The following is a 22,880-nucleotide window of genomic DNA, read 5'->3' on the forward strand; positions in this document are numbered from 1 at the left end:
GAATTCGCTCGGATCGATGAGTCGGCTCGTCAAGGGGTTTCCCAGATCGCCCCGTCGCCGATGACATAGATTCGACTGTCTGTCGTGTGCTCGACATTCATCCCACCCGTGAATGCGCCGAAGGCTGGCAGTAACGTGATTGTTTCCTGCACGTAAAAGCATGGCAGTCTCAGTCGCTGTCGTCCTTTGCCGTACAACCGGTAGACAGGATGTACGTGACCGGCCAGCACATGATGGGTTGGGTGCGGATGTGGCTCGTGTTGCAGTGCGAACGGCCCTGTTAGCAACGGCTCTGTCACGACGTCAATACCCAGGCCCTGTGGAGGGTCGCCCGCCCGTTTGTCATGGTTGCCGCGGATCAGCGTGATGTCTAAACCGACATGCCGTGCTCGCCACTGGTCAAGCGCCGCTAATGTTCCGGTCGCATGGGATTGCGGGGCGTGCAGAAAATCCCCAAGGAAGATCAAGTGATCGCAGGCCCATGTTCTCAATAATGCATCCAGGCGTAGCAGGTTGTTTTCGGTAGTGCCGTGGGGAACGGGCTGGCCAAGCTTTCGATAAGCCGCTGCTTTGCCGAAATGTGCATCGGCAATCAGTAAGGTGCGTTCGGCGGGATAGTAGACGGCCTTGTCCGCCAACAAATACAACTCTGCACCGGCCAGCTCAAGGGGCAGCCAAGGCTTCAACTATCGACCTCAGGTCCGGCCGCTTTCTCCAGATCGCGCACCATGCGCGTAATGCGGTCGGACAGTTTCTCGCTGCTGAGGCTTTCGCGCATCCTTTCGACCAACAGCGGAAAGGCCAAGGGCGTGGGACGCTTGACCAGTTGTAAATCCAACTGGCGACGGTTGATGTGCTGCAAGGTGCGCTCAAGTCGCGCGACATCCAGTTCCTGACGCATGACTTCCTCCTCGGCCTGTGTCAGCAGTAGATTGGCCGGATCATATTGTTTGAAAACTTCGAAAAACAGCCCGCTGGACGCCTGAAGCTGGCGATTGCTTTTCGGTGCCCCCGGATAACCAGAGAAGACCAGCCCAGCGATGCGGGCGATTTCCCGAAAGCGCCGCAAGGCCAGTTCCCCTGCATTCAGACTGGCGATGATGTCGGGAAGCAGCTGATCTTCTGAAAACAACGTCGGCTGCAGTTGCGCGGCCCAATCGATTTCGGTAGCGCTGAGGAGTTCGAAGCCATAGTCGTTGACCGCAATGGAAAACGTCAGCGGGCAATCTCGACTCAGGCGCCAGGCCAGCAGGCTCGCCAGGCCCAGATGAACATGGCGTCCGGCGAAGGGGTAGAGAAAGCAGTGCCAGCCCTCGCGAGACTTCAGCACCTCTGCCAGCAAGGTGTTCTTGCGCGGCAGGGCGGACCATTTGCGTTGCACTTCCAGCAAAGGCCTGACAGCCAGCATCTCCGGGCTTGAGAAATCTTCATGGGCTGCGGCGTCGAATTTATCCACTACCGCGTCGGCCAGTTCGCTGGAAAGTGGCATCCGTCCGCCATTCCAGCGCGGGACGGCGGCTTTTTTGCTAGTAGCGCGTTTTACGTAGGCGGTCATGTTTTCGACGCGCACCAGCTCCAACAGACGCCCACCAAAGAGAAAACCATCGCCGGGCTTGAGGCGCGCGATAAAGCCTTCTTCGACGCTGCCGAGCGATCCGCCGCCACCGCCTTTGCGCCAATATTTCACGTTGATGCTGGCGTCGCTGACGATGGTGCCGACGCTCATTCGATGCCGACGCGCCAGCCGTGCATCAGGCACGCGCCAGACGCCGTGTTCGTCAGGCTCGACCCGTCGGTAATCGGGGTAAGCGGTCAGCGACAGCCCGCCATGGCGCACAAACGCCAATGCCCAACGCCATTCGTCATCGGTTAAATCTTGATAAGCCCAGGCGGTGCGCACTTCGGCGAGCAGTTCATCAGGTAAGAAGCCGTCGCCCAGCGCCATGCTCACCAAATGCTGTACCAGGACATCCAGCGACTTGTGCGGCGATTCCCTTGGCTCAATCATGCGCGCCGCCACTGCGTCGTGAGCTGCCGCCGCTTCTATCAGTTCCAGGCTGTGGGTTGGCACCAATGTGACCCGCGATGGCCTGCCAGGTGCATGCCCTGAACGCCCGGCGCGTTGCATCAGGCGCGCAACGCCTTTTGGCGAGCCGATCTGCAACACGCGCTCCACCGGCAAAAAGTCCACCCCCAGATCGAGGCTCGATGTGCAGACCACCGCTTTGAGGTGGCCTTCCTTGAGCGCGCGCTCTACCCAATCGCGGACCTCTCTTGACAGTGAACCGTGATGCAAAGCGATCAGGCCTGCCCAGTCGGGGCGCACGTCGAGCAACGCCTGGTACCAGATTTCTGACTGCGCGCGGGTATTGGTAAACAACAGGCAACTGCTGCTGGCCTCGACCTCGGCAACCACTTGCGGCAACATCCGCAGCCCCATGTGGCCCGCCCACGGAAACCGCTCGATGGAGGGTGGTAACAGGGTGTCTATGATCAGCTCCTTAATCACTTTGCCCTGTACCGTAATGCCGCCCTCGCCGAGCAACACCTGTTGCGCATGGGCTTGATTGCCGAGGGTGGCGGACAGACCCCAGACGATTAACTTAGGGTTCCAGCGACGTAATCGCGCCAACGCCAGTTGCAACTGCACGCCGCGTTTATTGCCAATCAATTCGTGCCATTCATCGACCACGATCATTTTCACGGTCGACAGGGCAACCTGTGCGTCTGCACGGGTGAGCAACAGCGTCAGGCTCTCGGGCGTGGTGATCAGCGCGGTGGGCAAGCGCCGTCCCTGTTTTGCTCGCTCGCTGCTACTGGTGTCGCCTGTTCGCAGGCCGACCGACCAGGGGATATCGAGCGCCTTAAGCGGCGCTTCCAGCGCTCGGGCGGTGTCAGCGGCTAAGGCACGCATCGGCGTGATCCACAGCACGCTCAGAGCGGGGGCAGGCGGTTTGCGTTTTTTTGGTTTGTCATCGGCAATGGGTGGTGCGCAGTGGGCGAAACGATTGAGCGCGCCGAACCATACCGAGTAGGTTTTGCCTGCCCCGGTGCTGGCATGCAACAAGCCTGACTCGCCTCGCTTGACTGCGGCCCAGACCTCTTTTTGGAACGCAAACGGCTTCCAGCCACGGGTGGCAAACCATCGCTGGGCGAAATCGGAAGATTTGGGCATGCGTGGGCTGACGACTCTGGGCTGGGTTAAGTCAGAGACAGCCGGGGCAGGGGATTAGTTTGGTGAAAGTGCAAGTCCTGTTGGCGACAACGGACTCTGGCATCCTGCCCGATTCCGGGAACGATCCACCGCGCGTTTCGCTCATAACTGACAAGCCCTCTTCATCTGGTCATACCATGGATCTTGTCGTTGCCCGCCCCGAAGGTTTGTACTGCCCGCCGGGCGATTTTTATATCGATCCGTGGCGCCCGGTCGAGCGTGCGGTCATCACCCACGCTCATGGCGATCATGCGCGCACTGGTAATCAGCACTATCTGGCGGCGGCGTCTGGCGAGGGTATTCTGCGTTCACGACTGGGCCTGGACATCAACCTGCAAACCCTCGAGTACCGCGAAAGTATCACTCATCACGGCGTAAAACTGAGCCTGCACCCGGCTGGCCATGTGCTCGGCTCGGCGCAGGTACGCCTGGAATATCAGGGCGAGGTCTGGGTTGCTTCGGGCGATTACAAAGTCGAACCTGATGGCACCTGCGCGCCATTCGAGTCGGTGCGCTGCCACACCTTCATCACCGAATCGACCTTCGGCCTGCCGATCTATCGCTGGCAACCGCAGTCGCAAATCTTCACCGGCATCAACGATTGGTGGCGGGCCAATGCCGCAGTGGGCAAGGCCAGCGTTTTATTCGCTTATTCCTTCGGCAAGGCCCAGCGCATCTTGCATGGCATAGACCCAAGCATCGGCCCGATTTTGGCGCATGGCGCGGTCGAACCGCTCAACCGCGTTTATCGCCAAGCAGGTGTGCGCATTCCGGAAACGCTATACGCCGGCGACTTCAAAAAAACAGATCCGGCGCTGCGCCATGCATTGATCATCGCTCCGCCCTCCGCGGGCGGCAGCACCTGGATGCGCCGCTTCGGCGACTTCAGCGACGCGTTCGCCAGCGGCTGGATGATGCTGCGAGGCACCCGACGTCGGCGCGGCGTGGACCGCGGCTTTGTGCTGTCCGATCACGCCGATTGGCCAGGCCTGTTGTGGGCAATCGAAAACACTGGCGCCGAGCGGGTGATGGTGACTCACGGTTCAGTGGCCGTATTGGTGCGCTATCTGCGTGAGTTGGGGCTCGACGCACAGGGTTTTTCCACCGAATACGGTGATGAAGAAGACGACGCTGCGGCCAAGTCTGAAGCAACCAGCGAGGCCAGCGCATGAAAGCCTTCGCCGAACTGTATTCGCTGCTCGATGCCACGACCTCCAGCAACGCCAAACTGGCGGCAATGCGGCAATACTTTGCCAGTGCGCCACCGGAAGATGCTGCATGGGCGGTGTACTTTTTGTCCGGTGGACGTCCTCGACAGTTAGTGCCGACGCGCTTGCTCAGGGAGCAGGCCACCCGTCTGTCGCAGCTACCGCAATGGCTGTTCGAAGAAAGCTACCAGGCCGTGGGTGACCTCGCCGAAACCCTCTCGTTGCTGCTGCCGCAAGCTGAATACAACTCCGATGTGGGCCTGGCCGCTTGGATGGAAGACAAACTGTTGCCATTGCGCGGCCTTGCGCCGCAGGCATTGGTTGAGCGATTGCCGACCCTCTGGGCGCAGTTCGACCGGCTAAGCCTGATGGTGTGCTTGAAGTTGATCACCGGCAGCTTTCGCGTCGGTGTGTCGAAACTACTGGTCACCCGCGCTCTAGCAGCCTTGGCCAACATCGACAGCAAACGGGTGGCACAACGGCTGGTGGGCTACACCGACCTGTCTCATCAGCCCAGCGCCGAGGACTTTTTGACGCTGATCGCGGCAGAGTCCGAAGACGAACATGCTCAGCGTGGCGGTCAGCCGTATCCGTTTTTTCTCGCCCATGCGATGCAACAACCGGTCGAGCAGTTTGACGCCCTGCTTGGGCCGGCTGAGAACTGGCAAGTGGAATGGAAGTGGGACGGCATCCGTGCCCAAGTGGTCAAGCGCGAGGGGCGATTGTGGATCTGGTCCAGGGGCGAGGAATTGGTGACTGACCGCTTCCCAGAACTGCACAGCCTCACGCAATGCCTGCCGGACGGCACAGTGATCGACGGCGAGATCGTAGTGTGGAAAGCGCCAACCGCTGAAACCGACCATCAGGACGGTTTTGCCCTCACTGCCCCCGCTCCCGACACCCCGAGCGCTGCATCGCCGTCGGTGCTGCCATTCGCCCTGCTGCAGCAGCGTATAGGCCGTAAGACTCTGGGCAAGAAAATCCTTGAAGACGTGCCGGTGGTAATCCTGGCCTACGACTTATTGGAATGGCAGGGGCATGATTGGCGCAGCCGCCCCCAACATGAACGCCGCACGCAATTGGAAACCCTGGTTCAGACCTGCCAAAACCCGGTGTTGCTGCCTTCCCCAGTGCTCAGTGGCGAGGATTGGCTGGACCTCGGCAAACAGCGCGAAGCGTCCAGGAGCCTAGGGGTCGAGGGCATGATGCTCAAGGCGCGGGACTCGCTGTACGGTGTGGGCCGTACCAAAGACATGGGCGTGTGGTGGAAATGGAAAATCGACCCGTTCAGCGTCGATGCCGTTTTAATCTATGCGCAACGTGGTCATGGGCGTCGCGCAAGCTTGTACAGCGATTACACCTTCGCGGTGTGGGACGGTCCGCAAGACGCCAGTGAACGCACGCTTGTGCCCTTTGCCAAGGCGTATTCCGGGCTGACCGATGAAGAAATGCGCAAAGTCGATGCAATCATCCGCAAGACCACCGTCGAGAAATTTGGCCCGGTGCGCAGCGTTACGCCGACCCTGGTGTTTGAGTTGGGATTTGAGGGCATTGCCCTGTCCAAGCGGCATAAAAGCGGGATTGCCGTGCGGTTTCCGAGGATGCTCAGGTGGCGACAGGACAAGCCGGTCGCAGAAGCGGACAGCCTGGCGACGTTGCAGGACTTGCTGGGCTGATGCGCCGTTTTGGTGCGGTCGATTCGGCGCGCCCTGTTTTGGGCTTGGAAACCTCCACGCGGTGGCCGATCTGTTCTGTCGGAGCCAATTTGTGAGCGTGGGAGTTTACGCGGAGTATCGGGTACGCCGCTTCGCGAATAAGTTCGCTCCTACAGAAAGCCTCTGCCGCAATTCTTGCTACCCTCTCCCCCGACCCCAACAAGCCCGCGAAAAGACGGAGATGGCTCAAAGTCACCATTGCGACAACTGCGTACATTTAAAACGCACGTTCGTATCTTTGGTTCGGAAATTGCTGTCTATTTGCGTCTGGCACTCGCCGGTAGCAAGCCTTCGCGTGTTCCCAACGCTCAATTTGGTTTTAAGGACTGAACGATGAAAAAAGCATGGCTGACCCTTTCTGCACTCGCCATCTGTCTGGCCGCTGGTAACGCAATGGCCAAGGAATACAAGGAGCTGCGTTTTGGCGTCGATCCTTCCTACGCACCGTTTGAATCGAAGGCCGCTGACGGCAGCCTCGTTGGCTTCGACATCGATCTGGGCAACGCGATCTGTGCAGAGCTGAAGGTCAAGTGCAAATGGGTTGAAAGCGATTTCGACGGCATGATTCCTGGCCTCAAAGCCAACAAATTCGACGGCGTTATCTCCTCGATGACCGTTACCGAAGCGCGTGAGAAAGTCATCGACTTCTCTTCTGAGCTGTTCTCCGGCCCAACTTCGCTGGTGTTCAAGAAAGGCGCAGGCTTCACCGCAGACCCAGCGTCGCTCAAAGGCAAAACCGTTGGCTATGAGCAGGGCACCATTCAGGAAGCCTACGCCAAGGCCGTTCTGGACAAGGCTGGCGTGAAAACCCAGGCTTACGCCAACCAGGATCAGGTTTACGCGGACTTGGTATCGGGCCGTCTGGACGCCTCTGTTCAAGACATGCTGCAAGCTGAACTGGGCTTTCTGAAGTCGCCACAAGGCGCCGATTACGAAGTCAGCAAGCCAATCGATAGCCCTCTGCTGCCAGCCAAAACTGCGGTCGGTATCTCGAAAGGTAACAAAGACCTGAAAGCACTTTTGGATAAAGGTATCAAAGCGTTACACGACGACGGTAAATACGCCGAGATCCAGAAGAAGCACTTCGGCGATCTGAATCTGTACAGCGGTAAATAAGAAAACAAACGCCCCTCGATTTCAGCGATCATCCAATCCCTCGCTGACAGACCGTGTGAAAGCGTAGCGAGCGAAAAGGCACTACGAGGCAAAAAACAGGCGCAAAGCGGCCGCAATCGCGACTGACTTCAGATGTTCTAAATGAGCATTTTTCGCCTGTTCTAACGCGGTATTGTGCGCGTAACGCCGAAGGTGCCCAGCCCGCAGTAGTTTTTACACGGCCCGTGAAATCGATGGGCGTTTTTATTGACTGTATAGGTTGCACATGTTCGAAACCCTCCTGCAAAACCTGGGACTGTCAGCATTCAGCTTGAAAGGCTTCGGCCCGCTGCTGCTCGAAGGCACCTGGATGACCATCAAATTATCGGTAATGTCGCTGCTGCTGGCCATTTTGCTTGGCCTGCTGGGCGCCAGCGCCAAACTGTCCAAAGCCGCTATCCTGCGAGTACCCGCTCAGGTGTATACGACCTTGATTCGTGGCGTACCCGATCTGGTGCTGATGCTGCTGATCTTCTATAGCCTGCAAACCTGGCTCAGTACCCTGACCGACGCCATGGAATGGGACTACATAGAAATCGACCCCTTCAGCGCAGGTGTCATCACACTTGGCTTCATTTATGGCGCTTATTTCACTGAGACTTTCCGTGGCGCGATCCTCGCGGTTCCGCGTGGTCAGGTCGAAGCAGCTACCGCCTATGGCTTGTCCCGCAGTCAGCGCTTTCGTTACGTGGTGTTTCCGCAAATGATGCGTTTCGCGCTGCCAGGCATCGGTAATAACTGGCAAGTGGTGCTCAAGGCCACCGCGCTGGTGTCGATCATCGGCCTGGCCGACCTGGTCAAAGCTGCTCAGGACGCTGGCAAAAGTACCTATCAGCTATTTTATTTTCTGGTGCTCGCCGCATTGATCTATCTGTTGATCACCAGCGCCTCCAACGTCGCGCTGCGTTGGGCTGAACGGCGTTATGCAGCAGGCAGCCGGGAGGCTCAACGATGATCGAACTGCTTCAGGAATACTGGCGTCCCTTCCTTTATACGGACGGCCAGAACATTACTGGCCTGGCCATGACCCTTTGGCTGCTCAGCGCCTCGATCGCGATCGGCTTCGTTGTGTCGATTCCGCTGTCGATTGCTCGTGTATCGGGCAACCCGCTGATCCGCTGGCCGGTACAGTTCTATACCTATCTGTTCCGCGGTACGCCGCTCTATATCCAATTGCTGATTTGCTACACCGGCATCTATAGCATCGCCGCCGTGCGTGAGCAGCCAATGCTCGGCGCGTTCTTTCGCGACGCCATGAACTGCACCATTCTCGCCTTTGCCTTGAATACCTGCGCGTACACCACCGAGATTTTTGCCGGCGCGATCCGCAGCATGAACCATGGCGAAGTCGAAGCGGCCAAGGCCTACGGTCTGACCGGCTGGAAGCTCTATGCCTATGTGATCATGCCGTCTGCCTTACGTCGGTCGCTGCCGTATTACAGCAATGAAGTGATTCTGATGCTGCATTCGACCACCGTGGCCTTCACCGCCACTGTGCCGGATATCCTGAAAGTGGCACGTGACGCGAACTCGGCGACATTCCTGACCTTTCAATCGTTCGGCATCGCGGCGCTGATCTACCTGGCAGTGACCTTCATTCTGGTCGGACTGTTCCGACTCGCTGAACGCCGCTGGCTGGCGTTCCTGGGCCCCGCTCACTAGGCTGCTTCTCTCTAGGCTCCGACATTAGGACTTTTCAATGCGACACCAAACTCACGATCTGTTGGCGCCAGTGCCAGGCACGGCGCGACAGATCCACAGTTTCCATTACGGCCCGGAAAACGGCGCCTGCAAGGTTTACATCCAGGCTTCGCTGCACGCCGATGAACTGCCGGGCATGTTGGTTGCCTGGCACCTCAAGCGGCGTCTGACCGAACTTGAAAGCGCCGGACAACTGCTGGGCGAGATCGTCGTCGTTCCAGTGGCTAACCCGATTGGCCTTGAACAAGTGCTGATGGACATTCCGCTGGGCCGTTATGAGTTGGAAAGCGGGCAGAACTTCAACCGCTGGTTTGTCGACCTGAGCCAGCAAGTGGGCGATGAAATCGAATCGAGCCTCACTGACGACGCCGACCACAACGTACGATTGATCCGCACCACCCTGCTTGCAGCATTGAAAGCGCGTGTCGCCAGCACTCAGTTGGAATCCCAGCGCCTGACGCTGCAGCGTTTGGCATGCGATGCCGACATGGTGCTGGACCTGCATTGCGATTTCGAATCGGTCGAGCATTTGTACACCACGCCCGAGGCTTGGTCGCAGGTCGAGCCGCTGTCGCGCTACCTTGGCGCTCAGGCGAGCTTGTTGGCGACCGATTCCGGTGGGCAGTCGTTCGACGAATGTTTCACGCTGGTGTGGTGGCAACTGCAACAGCGTTTCGAGAGCCGCTTCGATATAGCGCAGGGCAGCTTTTCGGTCACGCTGGAGTTACGCGGTCAAGGGGATGTCAATCACGCCCTCGGCAGTCGTGACTCTCAGGCGATCATCAGCTACTTGATGCACTACGGTGCAATCGCTGGCGAGCCCGAGCCTCAACCTCAATTGTTGTACCCGGCGACGCCACTGGCGGCGGTCGAACCGGTTGCCACGCCTGTCGGCGGCTTGCTGGTGTTCTGTACACAGCCGGGCGAATACGTCGAGGCGGGGCAATTGATCGCCGAGGTCATCGACCCGATCAGCGATTCGGTCACCACGATCCAGGCGCTCAACGCTGGCCTGATGTACGCCCGATCCTTGCGACGCATGGCGACTGCCGGCATGGTCATTGCGCATATTGCTGGCGTTGATGCTTATCGCAGCGGCTACCTACTTTCTCCTTAAGGATTGCCAGTCATGTACAAACTGACCATCGACGGTCTGCATAAAAGCTACGGCGACCACCAGGTGCTCAAAGGCGTTTCGCTCAAGGCCAACGTCGGCGACGTGATCTGCCTGATCGGCGCCAGTGGTTCGGGCAAAAGTACCTTCCTGCGCTGTATCAACTTTCTCGAACAGCCCAATGATGGCGCGATGACTCTAGATGGGCAGCAAATCCGCATGGTCGGTGATGCCACTGGCATGCGCGTGGCGGACCCGGCCGAACTGCAACGCATCCGAACGCGTCTGGCCATGGTGTTTCAGCACTTCAATCTGTGGAGCCATATGACGGTGCTGGAAAACATCACTATGGCCCCACGCAGAGTGCTGGGCGTTTCGAAAATCGAAGCCGAAGACCGTGCTCGCAAATACCTGGAAAAGGTCGGTCTGCCGCCGCGTGTTGCTGACCAATACCCGGCGTTTCTGTCTGGCGGTCAGCAGCAGCGCGTGGCGATTGCCCGCGCGCTGGCAATGGAGCCGGAGATCATGCTGTTCGACGAGCCTACGTCAGCACTCGACCCTGAGTTGGTGGGGGAAGTCTTGAAAGTGATTCAGGGCTTGGCCGAAGAAGGCCGCACCATGATCCTGGTAACCCACGAAATGGGCTTCGCGCGCAAAGTGGCGAATCAAGTGGTGTTCCTGCACCAGGGCCAGATCGAAGAAGTAGGCCACCCGGATGAGGTGCTGGGTAATCCGAAGAGCGAGCGGTTGAAGCAGTTTTTGAGCGGGAACCTGAAGTAGCCAGCACCCTCTGTGCCCTCTGTAGATACTCTGTTCCCGGTCAAGCTTTCAGCAGGTGTTATTCGCTGAAAAGCTTGGCCGTATAAAAAGGGCCAGAACGCCCTGTAGGAGCGCGGCTTGTCCCGCGACCTGGCGCGCAGCGGCAGTAAACCCGGTGTGCGCGGTCTGCCTGTCCCACCGTGTGCGCAGGTTTACGACGGGTTCCCCGCGGCTCGCGGGACAAGCCCGGCTCCAACATTTGGGGCGCACTTCACAGTGGAGCGAACGTGTTCGCGAAGCGGTCTGCCTGACACGGCGCATCATGCCTGTTGCCAACACCTTGGCTCTTGGTAAGTACAAGCAGGTTTCTGATCGGTCCCGCGGCTCTGCGTGGGGACCGATCTTGTTTGGATTACGCAATCGTATCCAAATCCCGATGTCGAGTTTCTTTCAGGCACAACACGGCAATCAGGCTGAGCAATGCTGCCGCCGACACGTACCCGCCAACCCAGCTCAATCCGCCCATCTCCACCAGCTTCTGCGCAAAGAACGGTGCCACCGAGGCCCCGACAATGCCGCCGATGTTGTAGGCCGCTGATGCGCCGGTATAACGCACACGCGTAGGAAACAGTTCAGGCAGCAGTGCGCCCATCGGGGCGAAGGTCACGCCCATCAGGAACAGCTCAATCGACAGAAATAGCGCCACTGCCCATGTCGTGCCGTGGGTCAGCAATGGCTCCATGAGGAACCCAGACAAAATCGCCAACACGCCACCAATGATCAGCACCGGCTTGCGCCCGAAACGGTCGCTGGCCCAGGCCGATAGCGGCGTCGCAAGGGCCATGAACAGCACCGCGAAGCACAGCAGGGCGAGGAAGGTTTCACGCGTATAGCCCAGGGATTTCACCCCATAGCTCAGGGAAAACACCGTCGAGATATAGAACAGTGCATAGCACACCACCATCGACGCCGCACCCAGCAACATCGGTACCCAGTACTGGGCGAATAGCTCGGTAATCGGCATCTTTACGCGTTCATGGCGCGCGATGGCTTTGGCAAAGACCGGGGTTTCTTCCAGTTTCAAACGCACGTACAGACCGATGATTACCAGTACTGCACTGAGCAGGAATGGAATCCGCCAGCCCCACGAACGGAATTGCTCGTCGTCCAGCGTCATTGCCAAGGTCAGAAACAGGCCGTTGGCGGCGAGGAAACCAATCGACGGACCTAACTGCGGAAACATGCCGAACCAGGCTCGCTTGCCTTTCGGCGCGTTTTCGGTGGCCAACAGCGCTGCGCCGCCCCATTCGCCGCCGAGCCCCAGGCCCTGACCGAAACGCAATACGCACAGCAGAATCGGTGCCCAGGAGCCGATGACGTCATAGCCAGGTAATACGCCAATCAGCGTGGTGCATACGCCCATCAGCAGCAACGAAGCAACCAATGTCGATTTACGGCCGATGCGATCGCCGAAGTGACCAAACAGCAACGATCCGATTGGGCGGGCGAGGAAGGCAATACCAAATGTCAGAAATGCCGACAGCATTTGTGCGGTGCTGGAGGTTTGCGGGAAGAATACCGGCCCGATCACCAGTGCCGCAGCGGTGGCATAAACGTAGAAGTCGTAGAACTCGATGGCAGTACCGATGAAGCTGGCGGTCGCGACTCGGGCGGTAGAGTTGACAGGACGAGCCTGCGCGTTGTCGCTCGGTTGGTAGGCCGATGTTGTTGTCATACGGGTATCCCTGGGCAGTCATCTTGCCTGTCAGCGGCCATCGAAAAGTCGCACGCGCGCTGGGGCAAACGTTAATTATTTTGGGTACAGCGCTGAACAGACTAGCCCGGATCAGGGCGGGGCATTGGCAATGCTCGGGATGAGAGCACGGCGCCAAGGGACTTGCACAAAACGTCAGGCTGAGTGACTGGCCGGATCGCACTTTGTGCGGGTAGCACGCGGATCGGCGGGGCTGGGTAAGCGGCCCGATTATGAAAGGGCATGGTTATGCACACAAGTGCTTCAAACGGTCATCCAACCCCTAATGCACTGCTTTAGGCGTCGTGCTTTGCCACATCATGACGCGCGTGACCCGATTGTCTTCGGTTTCCAGGGTTTCCAGGCGGTACGGGCCAATCTTCAGGCACACGGCGCTTTCGGGGATGGTTTCCAGTGCCTCGGTGATCAGGCCGTTGAGGGTTTTCGGTCCGTCGGACGGCAAATGCCAGCCGAGGCTTTTGTTCAGTTCACGAATCGATGCCGCGCCATCGACCACCAATCGACCGTCGGCCTGTGGATGGATATGCGGGTTACTCATGGACTGTTCGTTTTCGAATTCGCCGACGATTTCTTCCAGGATGTCTTCCAGGCTCACGATTCCGAGCACTTCGCCGTATTCGTCCACGACCACGCCAGTGCGTCGCTGCTGCTTGTGGAAATTCAGCAATTGCAACTGCAGCGGCGTGCTTTCCGGGACGAAATAGGGTTCGTAACACGCCGCCATCAATTCTTCTTTGGTCAACTGCCCGCGCGGTAACAGGTGGCTGATCATCCGGGTGTTAAGGATGCCCTCAACCTGATTGATATCGTTGTGATACACCGGCAGGCGGGTGTGCCGGGAAATGATCAGTTGCTCGACGATGTGCTCAATACTTTCGTCCAGATTGATGCCATCGACTTCGCTGCGTGGTACCAGGATGTCGTTGACCGTCATGCTGTCCAGCGCGTAAATCCCGGAAATTACCTGCGCACGGCCCGATTGCGGCACGGTGTGTTCCTGATAAACGGTTGGGCTCAGATCGTCTTCGTCGTCGGCAAAAGAAGTCGCGTTGCGCTTCGACAGAAAGGGTCGCAGCAATAGTTTTGCGATGTTTTTGTACAGCCAGGTCAGCGGTCTGAGCAGTTGCATCGGGGTTCGCAGCAAGCTGTTGCCCAGCAGCAAAATGGCTTCGGGGCGGCGTGCCGCGAGTTTGCGCGGGATGAACTCAGCGAAAATCAGCAAAACGCTGGTGACCACTAGCCATGCGATTGTTGGGCCATTGGAATACCAGGTGGCAAGCGCAAGGAGAGTGGCGACCACCGTGACCAGCGTTTTGATCAAGGTATTAGCCAGAACCAGGCTATTGAGGTTGAACGCCAGTGTTGGTCGGGGAGGATCGCTCGCCCGATGCTTTACACGAATGGCCCTGATCTGGTGATGTGCGGCTTCTACTGCCGTGAGCAATCCGGACCACAGGGTCAACAGAATGAGAACCGCGAGCATCGTGCCCATGGGCAAGTTATCCATTATCAGCGCCCGTCAGATATGCAGTATGTATTCGCGTACCAGCTTGCTGCCGAAATAAGCCAGCATCAGCAGGCAGAAGCCGCCCAAGGTCCAGCGAATAGCTTTGTGCCCGCGCCAACCGAGGCGGTTTCGGCCCCACAACAACACGCTGAAGACAATCCAGGCCAGAATCGACAGCAGGGTTTTGTGTACCAAATGCTGGGCAAACAGGTTCTCGACGAACAGCCAGCCGGAAATCAGCGACATCGACAGCAGTGTCCAGCCGGCCCACAGGAAACCAAACAGCAGGCTTTCCATGGTTTGCAGCGGTGGGAAATTCTTGATCAGGCCGGACGGGTGTTTGTTTTTCAGTTGACGGTCCTGAACCAGCAGCAACAAGGCCTGGAACGCCGCGATGGTGAACAAGCCATACGCCAGTATCGACAGCAGGATATGGCCGATAATGCCGTTTTCTTCAATGATTGGCTGAAGCGTGCCCAAGGGCGCGAATTGCGCCATGAGCGTCGTCACAAGGCCCAGCGGAAACATCATGACCAGCAGGTTTTCGACCGGAATGCGGATGCATGCCAGCATGGTCACGATGATGATGGCGACCGCAATCAGGCTGGCGGCGCTGAAGAAGTCCAGACCCAGGCCGATGGGGCGCACCAACTGACCAAACAGGGCGCCGGCCTGACACGCGACGGCAAGGGTGCCGATCAGGCACAGCAGCCACTTGTCGACCTTTGCGCCACGGCGCAGGCGCAGGCCTTGATAGAGTGTCGCAGCGGCATAAAGGACGGCGGCGGCGAGGCTGGGTAGCAAACTGGGTGACAAGGGGAACATAGATCCTGTTGGGCATGCCCGAAAGGCGCTGAGTTTGGCATAGAACCGACATTTCACGAAAGACCACAGAAGCAGACTACCTGTGGTGTCCGTAGCGCGGACTCTTCGCTATAATCCGCGACCTGCTCAAGCCATAGGCTCGCCGAGCGCTGTTCATCCGCACTGTGTTCATCCGGTGCTTTATATAACAGGGTCTTTACGGGCCGGGCCGCACAACCGGGGTTCGCCACGAACCTAAAGGATCGCGCATGTTTGAAAATCTGACAGATCGTCTCTCGCAGACCCTGCGCCAGGTCACTGGCAAGGCAAAGCTGACCGAAGACAACATCAAGGACACCTTGCGTGAAGTACGTATGGCTTTGCTCGAAGCCGACGTCGCCTTGCCGGTGGTCAAAGACTTCGTCAACAAAATCAAGGATCGCGCCGTTGGCACCGAGGTGTCGCGCAGCCTGACCCCAGGCCAGGCGTTCGTGAAGATCGTCCAGGCAGAACTTGTCGACATGATGGGGGCCGCCAACGAAGAGCTGACCCTCAACGTGACGCCGCCAGCGGTCATATTGATGGCGGGCTTGCAGGGGGCGGGTAAAACCACCACGGCGGGGAAACTGGCGAAATTCCTCAAAGAGCGCAAAAAGAAAACCGTCATGCTGGTGTCGGCAGACGTATATCGTCCTGCGGCCATCAAGCAGTTGGAAACACTGGCGAACGACATCGGCGTGACATTTTTTCCGTCCGATCTCAGCCAGAAGCCGGTGGACATCGCCGAAGCCGCTATCCGCGAAGCGAAGCTTAAGTTCATCGATGTGGTGATTCTCGACACCGCCGGTCGCCTGCACATCGACGCTGAGATGATGGGCGAGATCCAGGCCCTGCACGCGGCAGTCAAACCTGCGGAAACCCTGTTCGTGGTGGATGCCATGACCGGTCAGGACGCGGCCAACACGGCCAAGGCCTTTGGCGACGCACTGCCGTTGACCGGCGTGATCCTGACCAAGGTCGACGGTGATGCCCGTGGCGGTGCCGCGTTGTCGGTCCGCGCCATCACCGGCAAGCCAATCAAGTTCATCGGTATGGGCGAGAAGAGCGACGCGCTCGAGCCATTCCATCCGGACCGCATCGCTTCACGCATTCTGGGCATGGGCGACGTGCTCAGCCTGATCGAGCAGGCCGAGCAGACCCTCGACAAGGACAAGGCCGACAAACTGGCCAAGAAGCTGAAGAAGGGCAAGGGCTTCGACCTCGAAGACTTCCGTGATCAACTGCAGCAAATGAAAAACATGGGCGGTCTTGGCGGCCTGATGGACAAGCTGCCGAACATGGGTGGCATGAACCTGGCGCAGATGGGCAACGCTCAAGGCGCGGCAGAAAAACAGTTCAAGCAGATGGAAGCCATCATCAATTCGATGACTCCGGCCGAGCGTCGCGACCCCGAACTGATCAGCGGCTCGCGCAAACGCCGTATCGCCATGGGTTCCGGCACTCAGGTGCAAGACATCGGGCGCCTGATCAAGCAGCACAAACAGATGCAAAAGATGATGAAGAAGTTCTCCGCCAAGGGCGGAATGGCCAAAATGATGCGTGGCATGGGCTCAATGATGCCTCGTGGCGGCATGCCGAAAATGTAATTACGCTGCGCGGGAGCTCCTTGCCGCGCACCACTTCTTTGGGAGGTCACTCCCATTGACCCGCATTTGCGGGGACTTGCCGGCCTTCCTGTAAGGCAGGCTCATGGCAAATCTTGATGGCACGGTTGCAGGCGACGGAAAAAGTCATTTGCAAAAGTCGGGATATTCCTTAGAATATGCGGCCTTTCGGGCACCCGTGCCCGCTGTGCATCTTAGATTTGCAGCACCGACTACAGGAACGATGTTCACATGCTAACAATCCGTCTTGCCCTTGGCGGCTCCAAAAAGCGCCCGTTTTACCACCTGACTGTGACCGACAGCCGTAACCCACGCGACGGTTCGCACAAGGAACAAGTAGGTTTCTTCAACCCGGTAGCCCGTGGTCAGGAAATCCGTCTGTCCGTGAACCAAGAGCGCGTAGCCTACTGGCTGAGCGTTGGTGCACAACCTTCTGAGCGCGTTGCCCAGTTGCTGAAGGAATCTGGTAAGGCTGCGGCCTGAGCCTTATGAACGCGACGCCAGTTTCTGCTGACGACTTGATCGTTATCGGCAAGATTTATTCGGTACATGGCGTTCGCGGCGAAGTGAAAGTCTTTTCTTTCACTGATCCGATTGGAAACCTGCTGGACTACAAAACCTGGACGCTTCGGCGCGAAGGTAGCGTAAAGCAGGTAGAGCTGGTCAGCGGACGCTTGCAAAACAAGTTCCTGGTCACAAAGCTCAAAGGTCTTGATGACCGTGAAGAAGCTCGTCTTCTGGCCGGTTTTGAAATCTGCGTGCCGCGTAACCTGTTCCCTGATCTGACCGACGGCGACTACTACTGGTATCAGCTTGAAGGTCTGCAGGTCATTGACCAACTCGGGCAACTGCTCGGGAAGATCGATCACCTCCTCGAAACTGGCTCTAACGATGTCATGGTGGTTAAACCCTGCGCTGGCAGTCTGGATGATCGCGAACGCTTGCTGCCCTATACGGAGCAATGTGTGTTGGCCGTCGACCTGAACGCAGGCGAGATGAAGGTGGATTGGGACGCGGACTTCTAAGCAATGGCTAGCCTGCGCATAGAAGTGATCAGTCTGTTTCCCGAGATGTTTTCCGCCATCAGCGAATACGGCATTACCAGCCGTGCGGTGAAACAAGGGCTGTTGCAGCTCACTTGTTGGAATCCGCGGGACTACACCACGGATCGACATCACACTGTGGACGATCGCCCGTTTGGCGGTGGCCCTGGCATGGTGATGAAGATCAAGCCTCTGGAAGATGCTCTGGTTCAGGCCAGGCAGGCGGCAGGGGAGGCGGCGAAGGTGATTTACCTGTCGCCACAAGGCCGCAAGCTGGATCAGTCTGCGGTACGCGAACTGGCGCAGGAAGATGCACTCATCCTGATCGCAGGTCGTTACGAAGGCATTGACGAGCGTTTTATTGATGCTTATGTCGATGAAGAGTGGTCGATTGGCGACTATGTACTTTCCGGTGGCGAGCTGCCGGCAATGGTCCTGATAGATGCGGTTACGCGGCTGCTGCCTGGAGCTTTAGGGCATGCGGACTCCGCGGAGGAAGATTCCTTCACGGATGGTCTGCTGGATTGCCCGCACTACACCCGACCGGAGGTGTATGCGGATCAGCGTGTTCCCGACGTGTTGCTAAGTGGCAATCACGCACACATCCGGCGTTGGCGTTTGCAGCAGTCCCTTGGGCGGACCTATGAACGACGCGCCGATCTTCTGGAAGGCCGCTCGCTTTCTGGAGAAGAGAAGAAGCTGCTGGCGGAATATCTCCGTGAGCGGAACGATAGTTAACGTATCGATGGTAAATCCAGTTGGTTTACCTTAGGAGCACAGCATGACTAACAAAATCATTCTTGCACTCGAAGCAGAGCAGATGACCAAAGAGATCCCTACCTTTGCCCCGGGCGACACTGTTGTCGTTCAGGTGAAAGTGAAGGAAGGCGACCGTTCGCGTCTGCAAGCGTTCGAAGGCGTTGTAATTGCCAAGCGTAACCGTGGTGTGAACAGTGCTTTCACTGTTCGTAAAATCTCCAACGGTGTTGGCGTTGAGCGTACTTTCCAGACCTACAGCCCGCAAATCGACAGCATGGCAGTGAAACGTCGCGGTGACGTTCGCAAAGCCAAGTTGTACTACCTGCGTGACCTGTCTGGTAAAGCAGCTCGCATCAAGGAAAAACTGGCTTAAGTCCAGCGCTCCGATGCAAAAAAAAGCAGCCTGCGGGCTGCTTTTTTGTTGAGTGGCGTTTAGTTTCTCCCACACAGATCTATCTCCATTTGGTTTGCGCACGATTGCCGGAAATGCAGGCCAAATACCCACTGCTGGGGCAGCAGGCGGCGGGTATTTACGACAAGTCTTACGTCACTCGGCGTCGGCCTTGCGGGCCTTATGTGGTAGGCTTTGCCGGTTTCGCAGACAGGAGCGTCAGAAAACCTTTTTGGACGTCCACGTCCGCTGTTTTCAATCTGCACGTCTGCCCACCGCCCGAGGAATTTTCATGCGCGTGACTCGTTTTATTGCCACTGCCGCAGTCGTGCTGGCAAGTACTTTCAGTTTGTTCGTTCAAGCCGATGAGGTGGCCGACAAGGCTATTCGTAAGACGCTGGAGTCGCTCAATCTTGAGTTGCCAGTCGAAAGCATTGGTAGTAGCCCGTTGAGTGGCCTGTACGAAGTTAAGCTCAAGGGCGGTCGCGTGCTGTACGCCAGTGCCGACGGTCAGTTTGTGATGCAGGGCTACCTGTTCCAGATTCAGGATGGTAAACCGGTCAATTTGACTGAAAAAACCGAGCGCTTGGCGATTTCGAAAACCATCAACGGCATCCCCGCTGGCGAAATGGTGGTTTATCCTGCGATCGGGGAGACAAAATCCCACATCACCGTTTTCACCGATACCACGTGCCCGTATTGCCACAAACTGCACGCCGAAGTGCCTGCGTTGAATAAAATGGGCATTGAGGTTCGCTACGTCGCGTTTCCACGCCAAGGGCTGGGTTCGCCAGGTGATGAGCAGCTGCAGGCAGTCTGGTGCTCCAAGGATCGCCGTGGCGCCATGGATCGCATGGTCGATGGCAAGAATATTCAAGCGCCCAAGTGCGACAACCCAGTCACCAAGCAGTATGAAATAGGGCAGTCCATTGGCGTGAATGGCACGCCGGCTATCGTTCTGGCCGACGGTCAGGTGATTCCGGGCTATCAGCCCGCGCCGCAAGTGGCCAAACTGGCCCTCAGCGCGCAGTAATCCTGCTGGTGCGGTGTGCCGCGACCAGCATTGAAGCGCCGGACATCCCGTCGCTTGATCAATAGTAAGCCGCTGTTAACTGCGGCTGTTTCCACGGCCGGCCTCGCGTCGGCCGTTTTATGGGGAGTTCATAGTGAAACCGGTCAAAGTAGGCATCTGTGGGCTGGGTACTGTCGGTGGCGGTACCTTCAACGTGTTAAAGCGTAACGCCGAGGAAATTTCCCGTCGTGCCGGGCGTGAAATCGAAGTGGCACAAATTGCCATGCGTACGCCAAACCCCAATTGCCAGATTACCGGTACCCCTACCACGACCGACATATTCGCCGTGGCTTGCAACCCTGAAATCGACATCGTCATCGAATTGATCGGTGGTTATACCCTCGCTCGTGAGCTGGTGCTCAGCGCTATCGAAAACGGCAAGCATGTGGTCACCGCCAACAAGGCGTTGATCGCTGTCCATGGCAACGAAATCTTCGCCAAGGCCCGCGAGAAGGGCGTGATCGTTGCGTTCGAAGCCGCTGTGGCGGGCGGTATCCCGGTTATCAAAGCCATTCGTGAAGGCTTGTCGGCAAACCGTATCAACTGGGTCGCGGGCATCATCAATGGCACTGGCAACTTCATCCTCACTGAGATGCGCGAGAAAGGTCGTGCCTTTGCGGATGTGTTGGCCCAGGCGCAGGCGCTGGGTTATGCGGAGGCCGATCCGACATTCGACGTCGAAGGCATCGACGCTGCACACAAACTGACGATTCTGGCGTCCATTGCGTTCGGCATTCCACTGCAGTTCGACAAGGCCTACACCGAAGGCATCACCAGTCTGACCACTGCTGACGTGAACTACGCCGAGGCGCTGGGCTATCGCATCAAGCACCTTGGCGTCGCGCGCAGAACCTTGGAGGGCATCGAGTTGCGTGTCCATCCGACCCTGATTCCGGCTGACCGGCTGATTGCCAATGTCAACGGTGTGATGAATGCGGTCATGGTCAACGGTGATGCGGCCGGCTCTACCTTGTTCTATGGCGCTGGCGCCGGCATGGAGCCGACGGCCTCGTCGGTAGTGGCAGACTTGGTGGATGTGGTCCGCGCCCTGACCACCGATCCAGAGAACCGCGTGCCGCACCTGGCGTTCCAGCCCGACTCGTTGTCGGCCCATCCGATCCTGCCGATCGAAGCCTGCGAGAGCGCTTATTACCTGCGCATTCAGGCCAAGGATCACCCGGGCGTTTTGGCGCAGGTGGCGAGCATTCTGTCGGCGCGTGGCATCAATATCGAATCGATCATGCAGAAGGAAGTCGAAGAACACGATGGTCTGGTACCGATGATTCTTCTGACTCATCGCGTGGTCGAGCAGCGTATGAACGACGCCATTGAGGCCCTGGAAGCCCTGCAGGACGTGGTTGGACCGGTGGTTCGTATCCGCGTCGAACATCTCAACTAATAGCAGTTGCAAGCTACAAGTGACAAGCTGCAAGCCAGAGGCTTTCGATACTCGGCGTGCAGCTTGAGGCTTGAGGCTTGTAGCCCAAACCGAAGGTTTGATTTTATGCGCTACATCAGTACCCGTGGCCAGGCACCGGCCCTGAACTTCGAAGACGTGCTGCTCGCTGGGCTTGCCAGTGATGGTGGCCTGTATGTGCCGGAAAACCTGCCGCGCTTCACTCAGGAAGAAATCGCCTCCTGGGCAGGGCTGCCATATCACGAACTGGCGTTTCGGGTTATGCGCCCGTTCGTGACCGGCAGTATCCCGGACGCCGACTTCCGAAAAATCCTCGAAGAGACTTACTCTTCGTCAGAGCATGGCGTGTTTGCTCACAGCGCAGTGGCACCTCTGCGTCAGCTCAATGGCAACGAATGGGTGCTTGAGCTGTTCCATGGTCCGACTTTGGCGTTCAAGGATTTTGCGCTGCAACTGCTGGGTCGGTTGCTGGATTATGTGCTGACCAAGCGCAATGAACGCGTAGTCATCATCGGCGCGACTTCCGGCGATACCGGTTCTGCGGCGATCGAGGGCTGCCGTCGCTGCGACAACGTCGACATCTTCATCCTGCATCCGAGCAACCGTGTCTCGGACGTTCAACGTCGTCAGATGACTACCATCTTCGGCGATAACATCCATAACATCGCCATCGAGGGTAACTTCGACGACTGCCAGGAAATGGTCAAGAACAGCTTCGCTGACCAGAGCTTCCTCAAAGGCACGCGTCTGGTTGCGGTGAATTCGATCAACTGGGCACGGATCATGGCCCAGATCGTTTACTACTTCCATGCGGCGCTGCAATTGGGCGGTCCGGCGCGCTCGGTGGCTTTCTCGGTGCCCACCGGCAATTTCGGTGACATCTTCGCCGGTTACCTGGCGCGCAACATGGGTCTGCCGATCAGCCAACTGATCGTTGCAACCAACCGCAATGACATCCTGCACCGCTTCATGAGCGGCAATCAATACGTCAAGGAAACCCTGCACGCCACATTATCGCCGTCGATGGACATCATGGTGTCGTCCAATTTCGAGCGGCTATTGTTCGACATGCACGGGCGCAATGGCGCTGCTATTGCCGGTCTGATGGACAACTTCAAGCAGGGTGGCGGTTTCAGTGTCGAAGAGGACCGTTGGACGCAAACCCGCAAGCTGTTCGACTCGCTGGCCATCAGCGACGAGCAGACGTGCGAAACCATTGCCCAAGTGTTCGCCAGCACCGGTGAACTGTTGGACCCCCATACGGCGATTGGTGTAAAGGCCGCTCGTGATTGCCGCCGCAGTCTAGATACCCCGATGGTGATTCTCGGCACGGCGCACCCGGTCAAATTTCCTGATGCGGTACTCAAGGCTGGTGTAGGAAAAGCGCTTGAGCTGCCTGCACATTTGTCTGATTTGTTCGAGCGCGATGAGCGTTGCACCGTGCTGCCAAATGACTTAAAAGCCGTGCAGGCCTTCGTCAGCCAGCACGGTAATCGTGGCAAACCGCTTTAACGGTATAGCCATGTAACAACTTCGGGCCCGCCTTTCGGCGGGCCTTGTCGTTTCTGCATGCCACACTTCAG

Annotated in this window: 20 protein-coding genes; 15 read left to right on the forward strand and 5 right to left on the reverse strand. The window is 57.9% G+C overall.

Annotation, left to right across the window (positions count from 1 at the left end; all coding sequences use genetic code 11):
- Positions 1-29: 29 nt before the first annotated feature.
- Entirely contained in the window at positions 30-686 is a 657-nt protein-coding gene (pdeM, locus tag VGC62_RS06010) for a ligase-associated DNA damage response endonuclease PdeM (RefSeq protein ID WP_331186150.1), read from the reverse strand.
- Positions 683-3,175: a ligase-associated DNA damage response DEXH box helicase gene (locus VGC62_RS06015; RefSeq protein WP_331186151.1), complete on the reverse strand. Its 2,493-nt coding sequence runs from the start codon at positions 3,173-3,175 to the stop codon at positions 683-685. The genes pdeM and VGC62_RS06015 overlap by 4 nt, the downstream gene beginning before the upstream one ends.
- Positions 3,176-3,351: 176 nt before the next feature.
- Between VGC62_RS06015 and VGC62_RS06020 the strand changes: the two genes are divergently transcribed.
- From VGC62_RS06020 to VGC62_RS06050, 7 genes are all read left to right on the forward strand, one after another.
- Positions 3,352-4,386, forward strand: a complete 1,035-nt coding sequence (locus VGC62_RS06020; protein WP_331186152.1) for a ligase-associated DNA damage response exonuclease — start codon at positions 3,352-3,354, stop codon at positions 4,384-4,386.
- Positions 4,383-6,098, forward strand: coding sequence for an ATP-dependent DNA ligase (locus tag VGC62_RS06025; protein ID WP_331186153.1), 1,716 nt, complete (start codon positions 4,383-4,385; stop codon positions 6,096-6,098). Before VGC62_RS06020 ends, VGC62_RS06025 begins: the two co-directional genes overlap by 4 nt.
- A gap of 372 nt (positions 6,099-6,470) precedes the next feature.
- Positions 6,471-7,253 (forward strand): transporter substrate-binding domain-containing protein, encoded by a 783-nt coding sequence (locus VGC62_RS06030; RefSeq protein WP_331186154.1) that lies wholly within the window; start codon positions 6,471-6,473, stop codon positions 7,251-7,253.
- Positions 7,254-7,518: 265 nt separating this feature from the next.
- Entirely contained in the window at positions 7,519-8,247 is a 729-nt protein-coding gene (locus VGC62_RS06035) for an ABC transporter permease (RefSeq protein WP_331186155.1), read from the forward strand.
- A complete protein-coding gene (locus tag VGC62_RS06040; RefSeq protein WP_331186156.1) occupies positions 8,244-8,954 on the forward strand; it encodes an ABC transporter permease in 711 nt (236 codons plus the stop codon). Before VGC62_RS06035 ends, VGC62_RS06040 begins: the two co-directional genes overlap by 4 nt.
- A gap of 37 nt (positions 8,955-8,991) precedes the next feature.
- A complete protein-coding gene (locus tag VGC62_RS06045; protein WP_331186157.1) occupies positions 8,992-10,110 on the forward strand; it encodes a succinylglutamate desuccinylase/aspartoacylase family protein in 1,119 nt (372 codons plus the stop codon).
- A gap of 12 nt (positions 10,111-10,122) precedes the next feature.
- The gene (locus VGC62_RS06050; protein WP_331186158.1) at positions 10,123-10,887 is read left to right on the forward strand and encodes an ABC transporter ATP-binding protein; all 765 of its coding nucleotides are present in this window, start codon (positions 10,123-10,125) and stop codon (positions 10,885-10,887) included.
- Positions 10,888-11,278: 391 nt separating this feature from the next.
- Here the strand turns inward: VGC62_RS06050 and VGC62_RS06055 are convergent, their stop codons facing one another.
- The 3 genes from VGC62_RS06055 to VGC62_RS06065 form a co-directional block, all read right to left on the reverse strand.
- The gene (locus VGC62_RS06055) at positions 11,279-12,601 is read right to left on the reverse strand and encodes an MFS transporter (RefSeq protein WP_331186159.1); all 1,323 of its coding nucleotides are present in this window, start codon (positions 12,599-12,601) and stop codon (positions 11,279-11,281) included.
- Between the two features lie 301 nt (positions 12,602-12,902).
- Positions 12,903-14,147 carry an HlyC/CorC family transporter gene (locus VGC62_RS06060; RefSeq protein ID WP_331186160.1) on the reverse strand — a complete coding sequence of 415 codons (1,245 nt, stop codon included), beginning with the start codon at positions 14,145-14,147 and terminating at the stop codon, positions 12,903-12,905.
- A 12-nt stretch (positions 14,148-14,159) separates the two neighbouring features.
- Positions 14,160-14,972, reverse strand: coding sequence for a cytochrome C assembly family protein (locus VGC62_RS06065; protein WP_331186161.1), 813 nt, complete (start codon positions 14,970-14,972; stop codon positions 14,160-14,162).
- Positions 14,973-15,220: 248 nt separating this feature from the next.
- Here VGC62_RS06065 and ffh point away from each other — a divergent pair, with 248 nt between their 5' ends.
- The 8 genes from ffh (at position 15,221) to thrC (ending at position 22,809) form a co-directional block, all read left to right on the forward strand.
- Entirely contained in the window at positions 15,221-16,597 is a 1,377-nt protein-coding gene (ffh, locus tag VGC62_RS06070; protein WP_331186162.1) for a signal recognition particle protein, read from the forward strand.
- A 249-nt stretch (positions 16,598-16,846) separates the two neighbouring features.
- Positions 16,847-17,098 carry a 30S ribosomal protein S16 gene (gene rpsP / locus VGC62_RS06075; RefSeq protein WP_331186163.1) on the forward strand — a complete coding sequence of 84 codons (252 nt, stop codon included), beginning with the start codon at positions 16,847-16,849 and terminating at the stop codon, positions 17,096-17,098.
- Between the two features lie 5 nt (positions 17,099-17,103).
- Positions 17,104-17,640, forward strand: a complete 537-nt coding sequence (gene rimM / locus VGC62_RS06080; RefSeq protein ID WP_331186164.1) for a ribosome maturation factor RimM — start codon at positions 17,104-17,106, stop codon at positions 17,638-17,640.
- A 3-nt stretch (positions 17,641-17,643) separates the two neighbouring features.
- Entirely contained in the window at positions 17,644-18,396 is a 753-nt protein-coding gene (trmD, locus tag VGC62_RS06085) for a tRNA (guanosine(37)-N1)-methyltransferase TrmD (protein ID WP_331186165.1), read from the forward strand.
- Between the two features lie 43 nt (positions 18,397-18,439).
- Positions 18,440-18,790 carry a 50S ribosomal protein L19 gene (gene rplS, locus VGC62_RS06090; protein WP_063322826.1) on the forward strand — a complete coding sequence of 117 codons (351 nt, stop codon included), beginning with the start codon at positions 18,440-18,442 and terminating at the stop codon, positions 18,788-18,790.
- 310 nt (positions 18,791-19,100) lie between these two features.
- Entirely contained in the window at positions 19,101-19,841 is a 741-nt protein-coding gene (locus VGC62_RS06095) for a thioredoxin fold domain-containing protein (RefSeq protein ID WP_331186166.1), read from the forward strand.
- 133 nt (positions 19,842-19,974) lie between these two features.
- Positions 19,975-21,279 (forward strand): homoserine dehydrogenase, encoded by a 1,305-nt coding sequence (locus VGC62_RS06100; protein ID WP_331186167.1) that lies wholly within the window; start codon positions 19,975-19,977, stop codon positions 21,277-21,279.
- A gap of 105 nt (positions 21,280-21,384) precedes the next feature.
- Positions 21,385-22,809, forward strand: a complete 1,425-nt coding sequence (thrC, locus tag VGC62_RS06105) for a threonine synthase (protein ID WP_331186168.1) — start codon at positions 21,385-21,387, stop codon at positions 22,807-22,809.
- The last annotated feature ends 71 nt before the right edge of the window (positions 22,810-22,880 follow it).

The sequence above is a fragment of the Pseudomonas sp. genome (assembly GCF_036404235.1).
Taxonomy (GTDB): Bacteria; Pseudomonadota; Gammaproteobacteria; order Pseudomonadales; family Pseudomonadaceae; genus Aquipseudomonas.

Bases quoted from the DNA above. Each gene is read 5' to 3' on its own strand.
- VGC62_RS06015 (WP_331186151.1), bottom strand. From the start codon at position 3,175: ATGCCCAAATCTTCCGATTTCGCCCAGCGATGGTTTGCCACCCGTGGC.
- VGC62_RS06020 (WP_331186152.1), top strand. From the start codon at position 3,352: ATGGATCTTGTCGTTGCCCGCCCCGAAGGTTTGTACTGCCCGCCGGGC.
- VGC62_RS06025 (WP_331186153.1), top strand. From the start codon at position 4,383: ATGAAAGCCTTCGCCGAACTGTATTCGCTGCTCGATGCCACGACCTCC.
- VGC62_RS06030 (WP_331186154.1), top strand. From the start codon at position 6,471: ATGAAAAAAGCATGGCTGACCCTTTCTGCACTCGCCATCTGTCTGGCC.
- VGC62_RS06035 (WP_331186155.1), top strand. From the start codon at position 7,519: ATGTTCGAAACCCTCCTGCAAAACCTGGGACTGTCAGCATTCAGCTTG.
- VGC62_RS06040 (WP_331186156.1), top strand. From the start codon at position 8,244: ATGATCGAACTGCTTCAGGAATACTGGCGTCCCTTCCTTTATACGGAC.
- VGC62_RS06045 (WP_331186157.1), top strand. From the start codon at position 8,992: ATGCGACACCAAACTCACGATCTGTTGGCGCCAGTGCCAGGCACGGCG.
- VGC62_RS06050 (WP_331186158.1), top strand. From the start codon at position 10,123: ATGTACAAACTGACCATCGACGGTCTGCATAAAAGCTACGGCGACCAC.
- VGC62_RS06055 (WP_331186159.1), bottom strand. From the start codon at position 12,601: ATGACAACAACATCGGCCTACCAACCGAGCGACAACGCGCAGGCTCGT.
- VGC62_RS06060 (WP_331186160.1), bottom strand. From the start codon at position 14,147: ATGGATAACTTGCCCATGGGCACGATGCTCGCGGTTCTCATTCTGTTG.
- VGC62_RS06065 (WP_331186161.1), bottom strand. From the start codon at position 14,972: ATGTTCCCCTTGTCACCCAGTTTGCTACCCAGCCTCGCCGCCGCCGTC.
- ffh (WP_331186162.1), top strand. From the start codon at position 15,221: ATGTTTGAAAATCTGACAGATCGTCTCTCGCAGACCCTGCGCCAGGTC.
- rpsP (WP_331186163.1), top strand. From the start codon at position 16,847: ATGCTAACAATCCGTCTTGCCCTTGGCGGCTCCAAAAAGCGCCCGTTT.
- rimM (WP_331186164.1), top strand. From the start codon at position 17,104: ATGAACGCGACGCCAGTTTCTGCTGACGACTTGATCGTTATCGGCAAG.
- trmD (WP_331186165.1), top strand. From the start codon at position 17,644: ATGGCTAGCCTGCGCATAGAAGTGATCAGTCTGTTTCCCGAGATGTTT.
- rplS (WP_063322826.1), top strand. From the start codon at position 18,440: ATGACTAACAAAATCATTCTTGCACTCGAAGCAGAGCAGATGACCAAA.
- VGC62_RS06095 (WP_331186166.1), top strand. From the start codon at position 19,101: ATGCGCGTGACTCGTTTTATTGCCACTGCCGCAGTCGTGCTGGCAAGT.
- thrC (WP_331186168.1), top strand. From the start codon at position 21,385: ATGCGCTACATCAGTACCCGTGGCCAGGCACCGGCCCTGAACTTCGAA.